This is a genomic window from Butyrivibrio sp. CB08, assembly GCF_003625485.1.
Taxonomy (GTDB): domain Bacteria; phylum Bacillota; class Clostridia; order Lachnospirales; family Lachnospiraceae; genus Butyrivibrio.
This window is the reverse complement of record NZ_RAIR01000014.1, coordinates 19187-32546: the sequence shown is the minus strand read 5'-3', so window position 1 is coordinate 32546 and position 13360 is coordinate 19187. Positions and strand designations below refer to the sequence as shown.

Annotated in this window: 16 protein-coding genes; 1 reads left to right on the top strand and 15 read right to left on the bottom strand. The window is 46.3% G+C overall.

What is annotated here, in order from left to right; all coding sequences use genetic code 11:
* Positions 1 to 383: 383 nt before the first annotated feature.
* The 4 genes from D6855_RS16250 to D6855_RS16235 all read right to left on the bottom strand — a co-directional run bounded on the left by D6855_RS16250 (position 384) and on the right by D6855_RS16235 (position 4489).
* Complete coding sequence (locus tag D6855_RS16250; protein ID WP_120743028.1) at positions 384 to 923, bottom strand: hypothetical protein; 540 nt, start codon at positions 921 to 923, stop codon at positions 384 to 386.
* A gap of 666 nt (positions 924 to 1589) precedes the next feature.
* A complete protein-coding gene (locus D6855_RS16245) occupies positions 1590 to 2387 on the bottom strand; it encodes an ABC transporter ATP-binding protein (protein ID WP_120743034.1) in 798 nt (265 codons plus the stop codon).
* 15 nt (positions 2388 to 2402) lie between these two features.
* Positions 2403 to 3374, bottom strand: a complete 972-nt coding sequence (locus tag D6855_RS16240) for an ABC transporter permease (RefSeq protein ID WP_120743026.1) — start codon at positions 3372 to 3374, stop codon at positions 2403 to 2405.
* Positions 3375 to 3394: 20 nt separating this feature from the next.
* Entirely contained in the window at positions 3395 to 4489 is a 1095-nt protein-coding gene (locus tag D6855_RS16235) for an ABC transporter substrate-binding protein (protein ID WP_243112008.1), read from the bottom strand.
* Between the two features lie 447 nt (positions 4490 to 4936).
* Here D6855_RS16235 and D6855_RS16230 point away from each other — a divergent pair, with 447 nt between their 5' ends.
* A complete protein-coding gene (locus D6855_RS16230) occupies positions 4937 to 5683 on the top strand; it encodes a PrsW family glutamic-type intramembrane protease (protein ID WP_120743024.1) in 747 nt (248 codons plus the stop codon).
* Between the two features lie 9 nt (positions 5684 to 5692).
* On the opposite strand, the gene D6855_RS16750 is transcribed toward D6855_RS16230, so the two are convergent.
* Genes D6855_RS16750 through D6855_RS16185 form a run of 11 tightly spaced genes read right to left on the bottom strand, consistent with a single transcriptional unit; the run spans position 5693 to position 13358 of the window.
* Positions 5693 to 5839 (bottom strand): hypothetical protein, encoded by a 147-nt coding sequence (locus D6855_RS16750; protein ID WP_158589565.1) that lies wholly within the window; start codon positions 5837 to 5839, stop codon positions 5693 to 5695.
* 26 nt (positions 5840 to 5865) lie between these two features.
* Positions 5866 to 6690 (bottom strand): endo alpha-1,4 polygalactosaminidase, encoded by an 825-nt coding sequence (locus D6855_RS16225; RefSeq protein WP_120743022.1) that lies wholly within the window; start codon positions 6688 to 6690, stop codon positions 5866 to 5868.
* A gap of 6 nt (positions 6691 to 6696) precedes the next feature.
* Positions 6697 to 6981 (bottom strand): acylphosphatase, encoded by a 285-nt coding sequence (locus tag D6855_RS16220; RefSeq protein WP_120743020.1) that lies wholly within the window; start codon positions 6979 to 6981, stop codon positions 6697 to 6699.
* On the bottom strand, positions 6974 to 7390 hold the full coding sequence (locus D6855_RS16215; RefSeq protein WP_120743018.1) for a hypothetical protein: 417 nt from the start codon (positions 7388 to 7390) through the stop codon (positions 6974 to 6976). The genes D6855_RS16220 and D6855_RS16215 overlap by 8 nt, the downstream gene beginning before the upstream one ends.
* 20 nt (positions 7391 to 7410) lie before the next feature.
* Positions 7411 to 7830: an acyl-CoA thioesterase gene (locus tag D6855_RS16210; protein ID WP_243112006.1), complete on the bottom strand. Its 420-nt coding sequence runs from the start codon at positions 7828 to 7830 to the stop codon at positions 7411 to 7413.
* Positions 7831 to 7876: 46 nt separating this feature from the next.
* Positions 7877 to 9556, bottom strand: coding sequence for an AMP-binding protein (locus tag D6855_RS16205; protein WP_120743016.1), 1680 nt, complete (start codon positions 9554 to 9556; stop codon positions 7877 to 7879).
* 1 nt (position 9557) lies between these two features.
* On the bottom strand, positions 9558 to 10319 hold the full coding sequence (accA, locus tag D6855_RS16200; protein ID WP_243112005.1) for a carboxyltransferase subunit alpha: 762 nt from the start codon (positions 10317 to 10319) through the stop codon (positions 9558 to 9560).
* Positions 10320 to 10324: 5 nt separating this feature from the next.
* Entirely contained in the window at positions 10325 to 11143 is an 819-nt protein-coding gene (locus D6855_RS16875; RefSeq protein WP_243112002.1) for an acetyl-CoA carboxylase carboxyltransferase subunit beta, read from the bottom strand.
* Positions 11144 to 11164: 21 nt separating this feature from the next.
* On the bottom strand, positions 11165 to 12493 hold the full coding sequence (locus D6855_RS16870) for an acetyl-CoA carboxylase biotin carboxylase subunit (protein ID WP_199712473.1): 1329 nt from the start codon (positions 12491 to 12493) through the stop codon (positions 11165 to 11167).
* A gap of 1 nt (position 12494) precedes the next feature.
* Complete coding sequence (locus D6855_RS16190) at positions 12495 to 12929, bottom strand: 3-hydroxyacyl-ACP dehydratase FabZ family protein (protein WP_120743012.1); 435 nt, start codon at positions 12927 to 12929, stop codon at positions 12495 to 12497.
* Between the two features lie 12 nt (positions 12930 to 12941).
* Positions 12942 to 13358 carry an acetyl-CoA carboxylase biotin carboxyl carrier protein gene (locus tag D6855_RS16185; RefSeq protein ID WP_120743010.1) on the bottom strand — a complete coding sequence of 139 codons (417 nt, stop codon included), beginning with the start codon at positions 13356 to 13358 and terminating at the stop codon, positions 12942 to 12944.
* Between the last annotated feature and the right edge of the window lie 2 nt (positions 13359 to 13360).

Sequence of the window (13360 nt, the reverse complement as noted above, 5' to 3'; positions counted from 1 at the left end):
ATCCCAGACTAAATGCAACAGCAGTTATTTTTGTTGCTTTTAATCTAGGATTAGTGCGTTTATTATGGTATTTTACTGGTTTTTTAAATTTACAGCTAGATTATTCGTAAAACATGGGTTTTGCGAATAGTTTGCACGTATGAGAAGCGAGCGAGCGCCCTCTCAGAAGCCAGTATCTATCTGCATTTCTAGCATTCCCATGCTCATAAAAGTTGCGTTAACTATTTCAATTATCGTAATGTAAGTCTCGTTAACTATTTCATAAAAACTCCGGCAATGTCGATGTTTACTGATTTGCACATGTTTTATTCGTGATACAAAAGTGTTGCGTTTACTATGACAAAAATAAGGCGGCCCTTCAGGACCGCCTTTCATCACCGCAACTACTGTTGCAGATTTGGCTTTTCTACAGTTGTAATTTTATTCTCGAGTGCATCGGGTAGCCAATCAACAATTCCTGCAATGCCACCGGTAGTAGCTTCCAGCTCATGTGAATCTAGTTCTTCTTTATCTCCACTTATATTGCACTTCTCATGCCACTTTGTTATCTTGGCAATACCCTCTTCATAAGTAATTCCTCCAAACTCTATATATTTCGATACACCAGAACAGTATATTGCAAACAGCTCATCATTGAATGCCTGGTTATTTGCGTCAAAGCCTTCGCTTCTCAAATACCCTTCAGCAGCCTCAATGATGCTTTTAACAGCCAGATCCTCAACGCTATGCTCGTACAGCACATCTTCAGAAAGTATGCTTTCAATGTATGTTTTGCAAGACAACCTTTCTTTACTCAGAAGACTATTTGGATGCATGCCGAAGTATTTCATAATGCAATCAATCACCTGAGTTCTTTTATTTTCGTTTGGGGTTATTTCAGGACTTTCAACGTGAATCAGATATCTCTCTGCAGAAAATGCCATAGGCTATCCTCTCAATCTTGTATACGACGCCATCAGTTTCTTTGCTAACCTTATGACTTGATATAATACTATTATATATGTACATGGAATGTCCCGCAAAGCGATAGTTGCGATAACCTCTTCACTGTTCGTGGTATTGGTTGCGTTAACTATTTCATAATAATCCCCACAAATACTGATATTACCTGAAATGCACAAGCTTTATTCGTAATACGAAAAGTGTGCGTTTAGTATGGCAATCATCGTGATATCTCTGTCTTTACTGATGTATTATGGTGAATGAAACCACCTTTCATCTTCCTCTTTCCTTCCTGCATTTAAGAGGATAGCATGCAGATATATTGAAGTCAGTACCAACGGGGTCGCAATTCAGTCGCAAATAAGTGTCAAAAAAAGCAGGTCCGAAGACCTGCTCCATACAACTATACATTTTTATCTTCCGATAAAACCCACTATCGCACATCAGCATTTCTTGTGTAACGTGCATCTTTGTACGTTCCTATAAAACTAATGAGTTTAATCTTCCCTCGATATAAACTGTTATCCGACTTTGTTTACAAGACTTCCTATTCCTTGTTATCGACTTTTTATTTGCAGACTGTAATATAATCTCTTAACGAATTATATCAAAAATCCCAAAACGAAGATATGAACGGATTGTACTCTTCATGAGAGCAGTGCTTTGTCACTGGCAAATTCTTCGCCTGATACGGAAGTAAACTTGTGAAGCAGATCTTCAACGGTCAGCCTGGCCTTCTCTTCACCCCGGATATCCAGGATTACTCTGCCTTCATTCATCATGATCAGTCTGTTTCCGTATGCGATCGCATCTTTCATGTTATGTGTAATCATCAGCGTAGTCAGGTTATCTTTTGAAACCACTTTTTCAGTCGCGGCAAGAACCTTTTCCGCCGTCTTCGGGTCAAGTGCCGCCGTATGCTCATCAAGGAGCAGGATCTTAGGTGTCTGCAGCGTCGCCATAAGAAGCGTGAGCGCCTGCCGCTGTCCACCGGACAGAAGGCCCACCTTGGCAGTCAGCCTGTCTTCAAGACCAAGATCCAGGATCTTCAGCTGTTCCCTGAATCTTTCTTTTTCTTTGCGTGTAACCTCGGGTCTGAACGGAGAACGTCCTTTTCCGCGGCGCAGAGCCAGCGCCATGTTTTCCTCGATCTGCATGGTCGCTGCGGTTCCGGTCATCGGATCCTGAAAAACTCTTCCGATCAGTGATGCCCGCTTGAATGCCGGAAGCCCCGTCACATTCATGCCGGCAATCTGTATGCTTCCCGAATCGATCGGCCATACGCCCGCCACAGCATTCAGCATAGTCGATTTTCCCGCACCGTTTCCGCCGATGACGGTTACGAAATCACCTTTTTCAAGGGTCAGATCAACGCCGTCCAAGGCAATTTTTTCATTGATCGTTCCGGGATTGAAAGCCTTGCGTACATCTTTGATCTCAAGCATTATTTCTGACATCTCTCAGGCCTCCTTTCCGTCATTCTGCGTCTGCTGTGCGTTCTTACCGGCTTTCTTGAATGATGAGATCCGCATCTTTTGCAGATATGGCACGGCAAGGAAAATGGCTACAATGATCGCTGTCAACATCTTCAGATAGTTTGTATCCAGTTTGAGCCAGAGAACGATCTCAACTACGATATAATAGATCACGCCGCCAAGCGCGACAAATGTGAGGCGCAGCGCAAAGTTCATGTGTTTCCTGAACAGAGCATCGCCGATCACTTCTCCGATAATCACAGCGGCCAGTCCGATCACGATCGCACCACGGCCCATATTAATGTCCGCATATCCCTGGAACTGGGTCATGATCCCACCGGCCAGTGCCACGATCCCGTTTGACAGGGCGAGCCCGATCACCTTCATCAGATTAATATTGATCCCGTTGGCACCTGCCATCTGCTGGTTGCAGCCTGTCGCGCGGATCGCGCTTCCCTGTTCGGTACCGAAATACAAATACAAAACCGCGATGATCACCGCTACAAGTACCACACCGACAACGATCGAATAGGTGACAAATCTGGACGATAGCATCAGCACAAATTTATCGACACTTACCGCCTGATTTGCCTTCATGTCCATAATGGCAAGATTCAGCGAATAAAGTGCATACTGAGTCAGGATTCCGGCAAGGATCGCAGGGATTCCGAGAAGCGTATGCAAAAGTCCGGTCACCACTCCTGCGATCAGACCGCAGACAAGCGCTACAAGAACAGCCGCATAAGGATTCCATCCCGCTAAGATCAGCATGACTGTCACTGCTCCGCCGGTACAAAAAGTGCCGTCAACGGAAAGGTCCGCTATGTCAAGAAGACGGAACGTGATATAAACACCCAGCGCAACAATGCCCCAGATCAGTCCCTGCGCGATACCTGCCGGCAACCGGTTTAAAAGCGTCAGCGGTGTTAATGATTGAAAATAAGCTGTGATATCCATAGATTTTTTTCCTCGTCCGATCACTCTTCGGCAATTGCCGTATACCCCTCTGGGATCTCAATACCGAGTTTCTCGCAAATGACCGGATTATAAACCTTGACCGGATTATCATAATATTCGATCGGCATGGTTGCGATATCCGCTTCCCCTGTCAGAATCTTAACCGCCATTTCACCCGTGGTCTTTCCGAGTTCATAGTAGTCAATTGTCAGTGCGGCAACACCGCAGCCCTTTGCAATACCTTCTTCGCCGGCCACAATGGGAACCCCGGCAGGAAGCGCAACATTGTTAATCGCTTCTGTACAGGAAGCAGCGGTATTATCGGTCGGAATATAAAGTGCATCGTTTTCATCGCATGCAGACTGGGTGACACTTGCCACATCGTTGGAGTCCGCAAATGTATACACGGTCACTTTCAGACCGTCTCCTTCAAGCACCGCTTTTACCGTATCTGCCTGATATACCGAATTTGCCTCCGCAGAGCAGTAAAGAATGCCGACATTTTTGGCTTCGGGGAAGAGTTCCTCGATCATCTTTGCCTGCTTCTCAAGCGGTGCAAGATCGGATGTACCGGAGATGTTTCTGCCTACCGTACCGTTAAAACCATCCAGGGAAAGCGCGACACCATACTCTGTGATCGAAGTTCCGAGAATCGGAATTTCCGTAGTTGATGAAGCTGCAGCCTGAAGTGCCGGAGTGGCATTGGCAAGCATAAGATCCACGCCGTCGGAAGCAAATCCCGCGCAGATCGTCGTACACTGTGCGCTGTCTCCTGCCGCATTCTGTTCATCAAATGTAACGGCATCTTCACCGAGTTTTGCCGTAATCGCATCCTTAAATCCCTGCGTTGCTGCATCTAACGCCACATGCTGTACCAGCTGGCAGATCCCGACAGTGTAGTGCACTGACTCATCAGTAGCTTCCGTTTCCGTATCCGCAGCTGGCTCTGTATCCGCAGCAGATTCAGCAGCCGTTTCAACTGCCTCTTCCTTGTTCTCGTCAGCCTGAGCGGTCCCGCCTGCAGCAGCTGTTCCGCCAACGCCGCAGGCAGCCATTGAAACAGCTACAACTGCAGCCAGGGCTAAGCTCAATAGTTTTCTCATTCTGTTTTTCATAATCATTCTCCTCTTTATCTTTACTCCACCGGATCAGCCGGCATGATCTGCGCTTTGCATTGGCACTTCAACGCTTTGACGTATTAAATCAATTATATGTTATCGGAACACGCTTTGCAATACATATTTTGTGCCGCTCTCCAATTGATTTTTGTCATGAAATGATCAGAAATAAAAAAGAAAAGACGCTTCATCCTCAAACGGATGAAACGCCCTTGTTTCCTGATTGATGTGCTTATCATATCACTAATACCTTATTCAGACAAGACAGGCACAAAGTTTTGTGCCTGTCTTTTTTGTATTTCGTTAGAGTACATTATTCATGGTATGATTAATGAGGGTTTTTAAATTTGAAGCTGGATTATTCGTAAAACATGGGTTTTTTTTGCGAATAGTTATAAATGGGGCTAAAACCCTGCTATCTCAACGATTTGAGGAGGAGTAAAAATGATTTTAGTGTTTGTTGTGCAGCTAATTGTATGTGTTCTGATCCTTAAATTTCTCATTAAGAGAAAAGTTGGCGAGCCATTTTCCAAGAAAGCTGTGGCAAAATTCTTTGGATTTGGCGGTCTAGCGCTGATCGTTGCCTTGGTAATCTCTATGGTTTTATCCATTAAAGATGACGCATTTTACGGTCTTAATCCACTTTTGGCAGGATTTGTCACAGCTCTTTTAACAGCTTCTCTTTATGAAGAGGTAGTAAAATACATATTCTTGCGCCTTGCACTTCATAAAAACACTGAGGCTGTCAGCTGGCTCGATATCACAATTGCAGCAGCCATCTTTGGCGGCGGTTTCTGTATCCTGGAGGATCTGGAGTTTGCAATTATAGGCAGCTCAAATATAGCCAGAGCCTTTCTTCCAGGTCATATTCTGTTTCAGCTGATTATGGGATATTTTTACGGAAAAGCGCGACAGACGGGGCAGAAAAAGTACCATGTGCTCTCTCTTGCTATTCCTATCTTAGTTCACACTTTGTATGATACCTTCATTATTGCATTGAAGTTCTCTATTGGAAATCTCGATGAAGTTACTCCAGATGACTATGAGAAGATAATGCAGCTGCCATATGCAGGTTACATTATTCCTATGGCAGCATGCACCATTATTGCGGGAATTGCGATGATCGTAGCTATCATAGTTATGTGTAGAAAAGTTGATAAGTGGAGCAAACAGCAACAAGCTGCAGAATAAAGCACTCTCTCACTTTTTCTTTTCGTGCTCCTTAACAAGCGCATCATGTATAGCCCTGGCGATGATTTCGTCCGGGGCTTTTTTCATAACTGCAGCATGAGGGTTCTCCTTGATCTTTATCTCAGCTTTTTTTCCGGGATTATTCTTTGTAGGCATCAATTTCCTCCGTAAGCTTGCGGTGGTTAATTGTTGGCATCAAGTTCAATTGAATTGGCAATATAGCATGTGAATCCATGATCATTGCAGTATCTTTCAATCTGTTTCTTTAATGCCTCATCCTTTGTGTATTCCAAAATGTAGATATCTGCGCCTTTGGCAGCGTATTTTTCCAAATATTCCTGAAAATAACTTCGATCTTCATCCAGGGCAGTTCCAAAAGTGCCAGTATTCCAGAGAATCCTGGAAAAGACTGACTCCTGATTGATACCTGTAATGACGTCACTCCATATTCCACCTGCCTCACAGTAAGCATCCATATAAGCATCGCCGCCGTTTATGATTACAGGTTTACCAGTTTGAATCAGGTCAGACATTATTGCTGAAATTCCGTTGAGGATGTCTTGCAAGGGATATTGATAATACACATCGCAGTTATCGACGAAAAATCCATCTATTCCCTTTTCCAGTAGAAGCTTCTTAAGTTCTTTAGTTAGAAAATTCTGCCATCTTTCATTAGAAACATCCATCCAGTATTCTCCGTCCCAGTTTTCATACGCTCCAAGGGACAGATCTTTGTATTCGTCGTAATAATCTCGGAATTCTTCCAAAGAGCCAATGTTAATGTAGGAATAGACCTCATGTCCACTGGACTGAAAGCTTTCTATCTCGTTTTTGGTGTAATACTGGGCATCGATCACCACCAGGTCATAGTCTTTAAACTGATCAAGACCACCCTCTGATCCCAGGAAGACACCGTATGCTTTGTTTTCTTTCTGATCGCATGAAACTAGAAAAATTGCCGCCAGAACAAGCACAAAAGCAAGTCGAATCTTTTTCAAATTTGTCATAAGACTTCACACCTTAAATCCTCGTTCATCAGCAACGACAGGTATCTCTTCCACCTGCATACCCTCGATGGATACAAAGGTCCCCTGCTCCACCATTTGAAAAACCTTGTCGATCTGGGCTTCTGTGCCCTGAATCTCCATGGAAACTGAACCGTCGTAGTTGTTGGAAACCCAGCCGGTTGCGCCAACGAGGTTTGCAGCATAGACAGTTCTGTACCTGAAGCCTACGCCCTGCACGGATCCATATACAGTTATGGCTTTTCTGATGACTTTTGAGTCGTAATCACTCATTCTTCGCTATTTCTTCCTTCATTCTGCTGATGCCGAACTTTGCTACTTCAAGGTCTTCTTCAGAGAGCGCTCCGCTGAAGGCAAAAGACATCTTGAAGCCCTCAAACTCTTCATACGCCCCGCCCACAAAGCCGTACTCTCCAAGAATTGGCTTGTGGTCTGGATTCCCGCTGTCAGCCTCTGTGGCAATTGATTCGCCGCACTTGGACCATGCAATAGCCACAAGATTCCAGCCTTCTTTCTTATTGTGAGGAGTGTCCACTACTTTCATTTCGCCGATCCAGTCCACAGTTTCGCCCCTGTTTAAGACTGATGCAACTGCAACGCCCTGAATCCCCATTTCATGGGCTTTATTCTTCATGTCCTCAAGGACAACAACAAGACAATTTCTAAGTGTTTCGTTTGTCATAGCTACTCCTCTCCTCCCCGTTAGTTGTTATTCTCTTCAGCCAGCTTGCAAAGTGACTCAAAAAGCTCTGGCTGTTCCTGTTTCATTCTGATGGGCCTTCCCTCGGTATTAAGAAATGCGTGGGAGGATGTGCCCTGGCACACGATATTTCCGGCTTCATCCTTCATATCGTAGGATAAGTGTAACTTGACGCCCTTAAACTCTTTTACCGAAACGCAGATAGAAACCTTATCTGAAAAGGTCGTGGTGCGCTTGTAATCGCATGTTACCGCTAAAACCGGTGAAATGATCCCCTTCTCTTCAAGCTTGGCGTAGTCCCAGCCATTCTGGGCAAGGAAATCGATCCTGGCCTCCTCCATCCATCTGATGTAGTTGGAGTGATGGGTTATGCCCATCTTGTCTGTCTCGTAGTATTGCACTGTATGAATGTAGTCCATCATCTCACCTCAGTCTTCCTTCTATCTTCTTCTGATTATATCAGATTTTTTAAGCCTGGACTCCCGCATCATTGCTACATTTTGCATCCATCTGCCTGATTTTTGCTCTGCTGATCTTTCCATTTGATGTTCTTGGGAGAGAGTCAACAAAAGAGATGATCCTTGGGTATTTATATATCGCTGCCCTTTTCTTGACGTATTCCTGAAGCTCTGTGCCAAGCTTTTTGCTGCTGGAATAGCCCTTGTTTAGTATCACTGAAGCCTTCACAACAGAGCCCCTTGTCTTAGATGGGAAGCCCGTTACGGCGCACTCAAAGACAGCCGGATGTTTCATCAGGATATCCTCAACCTCTGAAGGGCCAATGCGATAGCCGCTGGACTTTATCACATCGTCATTTCTTCCAACAAAGTAGAAGTTCCCATTTTCATCCTGAAAAGCCTTGTCCTTTGTGTGGTAAACGCCGCCTTCCCACACTTCCTGGTACTGCGCGTCATCCTCAAGGTATCCCTTGAACACACCAAGAGGTCTTTTGCCATCTTGGGGAATTATAACGATCTCGCCCTCTGACCCTCTTGGGACTTCTCTTCCGCTCTCGTCCACAAGCCTTATGTTGTAGAGAGGAGACACTTTGCCAATCGAGCCACCGGATGTGGCGTCCCTGCCCTCACCAAGGGAATTACATATCAAAAGAGCTGTCTCCGTCTGTCCAAATCCTTCCCTGACGAAAAGGCCTGTCATTTTGGTAAACTTTCTTGAAACCTCCTCTGGCATTGGCTCTCCTGCTGTTGTAGTGTGTCTGAGGCTACTTAAGTTATAGGCAGATAAATCTTCAAGAATAAGGTATTTATAAATGGTTGGCGGAGCACAGAAGGTATTAACTCTTTCCTCTCCCAGGACCTTCAGGAGGTCCCCTGCGTAGAACTGGTCGTAGTCATAGACCAGAACTGCAGCTTCCATGAGCCACTGGCCGTAGAGCTTGCCCCAGGCGGATTTGGCCCAGCCTGAGTCAGCAACTGTAAGATGAAGGTCGCCAGCCTTTATTCCATGCCAGTTTTTGGCGGTGTAGATGTGGGCTATGGGGTAAGAGAAATCATGGATAACAGCCTTGGGTTCTCCGCTGGTTCCAGAGGTAAAATAATATAACATATCATCTGTTATCTTTGTAGGCACCCTGTAGAGCACCTCTGAGCTTCTATCCAGCATTTCTTTAAAGCTTACGCTCATTCCATATTTTTCCCCTACGGTTATCTGAAGCATTCCCGTGGCATCGCAGGCTTCCTGGACCTTTTCACATATGTTGTCGGCATTTACGCAGATAATAGCTTTAGCCGCGGACTTTTTTGCCCTCTCTGTGATATCCTCAGCAGAGACCATGTGTGAGGTGGGTATAGCAACTGCGCCCAGCTTATGAATGGCCAGTATGCTGATCCAGAACTCAAAGCGCCTCTTTAAAAGAAGCATGACCGCATCGCCATGCTGAACTCCAAGGCCCTTTAGCATATTTGCTGCCTTGTTGGAGAGCCTGGACATATCGGAGAAGGTGTATTTTCTGGATACTCCTTCAGCGTTTCTGTGTACAAGGGCAACGCTGTCTGGCCTGTCCTTGGCAAGGCGGTCTATTACGTCGTAGGAGAAGTTGAAATTGTCTGCAAGCCTCGTATCTATGCGTTCTATCTCGCCGTTTTTACCGATTATTTCTTTATAGAATTCCTCATATAAGAAAGCCATTTTAGTAACCGACCTTTCTGAATCTTCTGTATCTGTCGTCAATTAGATTTTCTGTACTCTTCTGCATAAGGCTATGCAGCTCCTTATACACATCACTTGCAAGGCCCTTCATATCGCCGCTTTTTACCACCTTGTCGATAAGACCAGCCTTAAAGAGCTTCTGGGCTGTAAGTGACAGCGCTCTTGCCGCATCCGCGGCCTTTCCTGTGTCCTTCCACAGGATATTTGCGCAGTTTTCGGGGGATACAACGCTAAAGTAGGCATCCTCCAGCATCCAGATCCTGTCTGCATGGGAAAGAGCCAGAGCCCCTCCGCTTCCGCCTTCGCCATTAACGATAGAGAGAATGGGCACTTTGAGGGTGGACATTTCATAGAGATTATCCGCTATGGCCCTTCCCTGACCGTGTTCCTCTGCTTCAATTCCGCAAAAGGCGCCGGCGGTGTCCACAAGACACAGAACCGGCCTTTTGAATTTCTCAGCCTGCTTCATGAGACGAAGAGCTTTTCTGTACCCTTCTGGCCCTGCACTTCCAAAGTTGTGCTCTATCCTCTCCTGAGTGTTCTTGCCCTTCTCGATCCCGATGACAGTAACCGGGATATCCTGGATCAGGCCAATTCCACCGATGACTGCTCTGTCATCGCCGTACAGCCTGTCTCCATGTAGCTCCATAAAATCAGTAGTTAGTCCGTTTATATAATCCTTGGCCGTGAGCCTTCCATCGGCTCTGGCACTAAGTACAATCTCGTAATCTTCCATATTCATCCCAATCATCTGCAGATGCTGTGTATCTTCAGAATCCGCTCCAAAACTTCCTTCTGTTTATCTCTTGGCACCACCTGATCGATGAAGCCGCATTCCATGACCCTCTCTGCCCTCTGGAAACCTTTTGGCAGGCTCTGGTTAAGGGTCTTTTCAATTACTCTTGGGCCCGCAAAGCCAACTCTCGCCCCTGGTTCAGCCAGGGTTATGTCTCCCAGCATGGCGAAGCTTGCGTCAACGCCGCCAGTTGTGGGATTGGTCAAAAGAACTACATACAGATTTCCTTTGTCGCTGTGCCTCTTTACTGCTGCTGAGACCTTGGACATCTGCATCAGGGAAATCATCCCCTCCTGCATCCTGGCCCCTCCTGATACGGTAACGCCAACCACAGGCAGGGAATGGTCGCAGGCATACTCAAAGAGCCGTGTTATCTTTTCGCCAACTATAGCTCCCATGGAGCCCATCATGAAGTTGGCATCCATGGCGAAAATACAGGTTCTGATTCCGCCAATTGTCCCCTCTCCGCAGATCACGCCTTCCTTCTCACGGCTCTTTTCCATGGCTGCTGCTAGCTTGTTATCATACTCAGGAAAATCCAGGATATTTCTGGATTCCAGCTCGCCATAGAGTTCTCGAAAGCTTCTTCTGTCACAGAGCATCAGTGCCCTTCGCCTGCATCTTACAGAAAAATAGTTGCCGCACTCCGGACAAACAAAGTAGTTCTTCCTGATCTTCGAGACAAGGACCTGCTTCTGGCACTTCTTGCAGGTAATGCGCCTTGCCCTTGGGAGGATACTTCCGCCCTCAAGTTCATTATTTGCCTTCAAAAAAAACTTCCTAAATTCCATTTACAGCACCTTTCGGCAAATGCCCGTATCGTAGTTGCCATCCACAAAAAACTCATTTTCCATGAACTTCATATGCATATGCCTGTTGTTGTCAACGCCCACCAGCACAAACTCTGAAAGGGCGCATTTCATCTTCCTTATGGCTCCGTCCCTGGTATCCGAGCACACAATAAGCTTTCCCAGCATGGAGTCGTAAAATGGCGTAATTTCAAGGTTTTGGTACAGAGCCGTATCAAACCTCACATCAACGCCGCCAGGAATGTGCAAAAGGCTGATCTTCCCTACAGCGGGCTTAAAGCTCTTTTCATCCTCAGCACAGATCCTGCATTCTATGGCGTGTCTCTTGCAGGTAATATCCTTCTGTTCAAAGGGAATCGTAACCCCGGCTGCAGTCCTTATCTGCCATTCAACGATGTCGATACCGCATACCATCTCAGTGACGGAGTGCTCAACCTGAAGCCTGGTGTTCATTTCCATGAAAAAGAACTCCTGGCCCTTCACCAGAAATTCCACGGTTCCTACTGTGGTGTAGCCAACTTCTGTGGCAAGGCTCCTGGCTGCCGCGTACATCTTTTCCCGAACTTCGCTATCAAGGATCGGCGCTGGACACTCTTCGATGAGCTTCTGGTTCTTTCGCTGGACGGAGCAGTCCCTGTCCCCAAGGACGATGACCTTACCGTCTTTATCAGCAAGGATCTGGACTTCCACGTGCTTGACTTTCTCCAGGTACTTTTCCATAAACACTTTGTCATCGGCAAAAGAGCTAAGGGCCTCCTTTTTCACCTGCTCAAAGCACGGAATGAGTTCCTCACTATTCCTTACGATCCTTATACCCTTTCCGCCGCCTCCAGCTCTGGCTTTCAGGATGACTGGATATCCTATTTTCTCAGCTGCCTCAAGGGCCTCATCCGCACTTTCAAGGATGTCGCTTCCCATGGCTACTGGTACCCCGGCCTTAACGGCAATCTGCCTTGCAAGCTCCTTCTGGCCCATCATTTCCATGACCTGCCATGAAGGGCCAATTAAAGTAATGCCGTTCTCTTCGCACTTTCTGGCAAACTCCGGGTTTTCTGACAGCATTCCATATCCCGGGTGAATGGCCTCAGCCCCCACCTTTTTAGCCACGGTCAGGATTGCGTCCATGTTAAGGTAACTGTCTCTTACAAGAGGCCCGCCTATGCAGTAGCTCTCGTCCGCCATCTGGGCGTGGAGAGTGCCGGAATCTGCTTCTGAATACACAGCCACAGTCTCAATGCCCATCTCCTTGCAGGCTCTGATGACCCTTATTGCCACCTCTGATCGGTTTGCTATCAGAATCTTTGAAAACATATCACTTTTCCTCTTTGTTGTTCATGATGGCAAAAGAAAAATCGCCGCTCATACATTTTTTGCCTTCCACCGTAAGCTCTCCGTGGAGAAGGTACATGGGATGACTTTCTCTGAGGATTTTGGTGTCAATCCTTATCTTGTCCCCTGGAAGCACCATGCCCCTGAACCTCACTTTGTCCAGGCCCGTGTATAGAGGAAGGACCTCTTTTCCCTGCATCTTATCTGCGAACAATATGCAGGCTGATTGGGCCATGATCTCGCACTGAATTACCCCGGGAACCACCTTTTTGTCTGGAAAATGCCCCTGTAGAAAGAACTCATCGCCCTTTACCGTGTAGTAACCAGTGGCAGTTCCATCTTCGTTAAGATGGGCTTCATCCAGAAGCAGCATTGGTTCCCTGTGGGGAAGAATTGTTTTTATCTCATCTCTGTTCATCTGTCATTCCTCTTATTCAATGATAAAAAGCTCCTGGTTGTACTCCACCAGATCCCCTGGATTTGCGCAGATCTTAACCACTGTGCCCTCTGCTGTTGCCACGACTTCGTTGAGCATTTTCATGGCTTCGATGGTGCACAAAACGTCACCTTTTTTGACGTGGTCGCCCTCTTTTATGGGGATCCGATCTCCGGTCAGTTCCTCGAAGATGCCAAGAAGCGGAGCTTTTACGGCAGTTCCTGTTGTTTCTGGAACTTCAGGTGCTTCTTCTGCTTCCGGATCTGGATGGGTCTGGGCGGGGGCGACAGCTCTTTTGACCTGGTCAGAATCGCTCTTCTTAAGAACAAGAGAAAAATCCCCTTCCTGGATGGAGAGCTCCGACAGATTCAGTTTCAAAAAAAGATCACCATATTCTTTAAGTGAATTCATAG

Excerpts from the sequence above, each read along its gene's own strand:
- D6855_RS16250 (WP_120743028.1), bottom strand. The coding sequence starts at position 923 with ATGGCATTTTCTGCAGAGAGATATCTGATTCACGTTGAAAGTCCTGAA.
- D6855_RS16245 (WP_120743034.1), bottom strand. The coding sequence starts at position 2,387 with ATGCTTGAGATCAAAGATGTACGCAAGGCTTTCAATCCCGGAACGATC.
- D6855_RS16240 (WP_120743026.1), bottom strand. The coding sequence starts at position 3,374 with ATGGATATCACAGCTTATTTTCAATCATTAACACCGCTGACGCTTTTA.
- D6855_RS16235 (WP_243112008.1), bottom strand. The coding sequence starts at position 4,489 with ATGAAAAACAGAATGAGAAAACTATTGAGCTTAGCCCTGGCTGCAGTT.
- D6855_RS16230 (WP_120743024.1), top strand. The coding sequence starts at position 4,937 with ATGATTTTAGTGTTTGTTGTGCAGCTAATTGTATGTGTTCTGATCCTT.
- D6855_RS16750 (WP_158589565.1), bottom strand. The coding sequence starts at position 5,839 with ATGCCTACAAAGAATAATCCCGGAAAAAAAGCTGAGATAAAGATCAAG.
- D6855_RS16225 (WP_120743022.1), bottom strand. The coding sequence starts at position 6,690 with ATGACAAATTTGAAAAAGATTCGACTTGCTTTTGTGCTTGTTCTGGCG.
- D6855_RS16220 (WP_120743020.1), bottom strand. The coding sequence starts at position 6,981 with ATGAGTGATTACGACTCAAAAGTCATCAGAAAAGCCATAACTGTATAT.
- D6855_RS16215 (WP_120743018.1), bottom strand. The coding sequence starts at position 7,390 with ATGACAAACGAAACACTTAGAAATTGTCTTGTTGTTGTCCTTGAGGAC.
- D6855_RS16210 (WP_243112006.1), bottom strand. The coding sequence starts at position 7,830 with ATGATGGACTACATTCATACAGTGCAATACTACGAGACAGACAAGATG.
- D6855_RS16205 (WP_120743016.1), bottom strand. The coding sequence starts at position 9,556 with ATGGCTTTCTTATATGAGGAATTCTATAAAGAAATAATCGGTAAAAAC.
- accA (WP_243112005.1), bottom strand. The coding sequence starts at position 10,319 with ATGAATATGGAAGATTACGAGATTGTACTTAGTGCCAGAGCCGATGGA.
- D6855_RS16870 (WP_199712473.1), bottom strand. The coding sequence starts at position 12,493 with ATGTTTTCAAAGATTCTGATAGCAAACCGATCAGAGGTGGCAATAAGG.
- D6855_RS16190 (WP_120743012.1), bottom strand. The coding sequence starts at position 12,929 with ATGAACAGAGATGAGATAAAAACAATTCTTCCCCACAGGGAACCAATG.
- D6855_RS16185 (WP_120743010.1), bottom strand. The coding sequence starts at position 13,358 with ATGAATTCACTTAAAGAATATGGTGATCTTTTTTTGAAACTGAATCTG.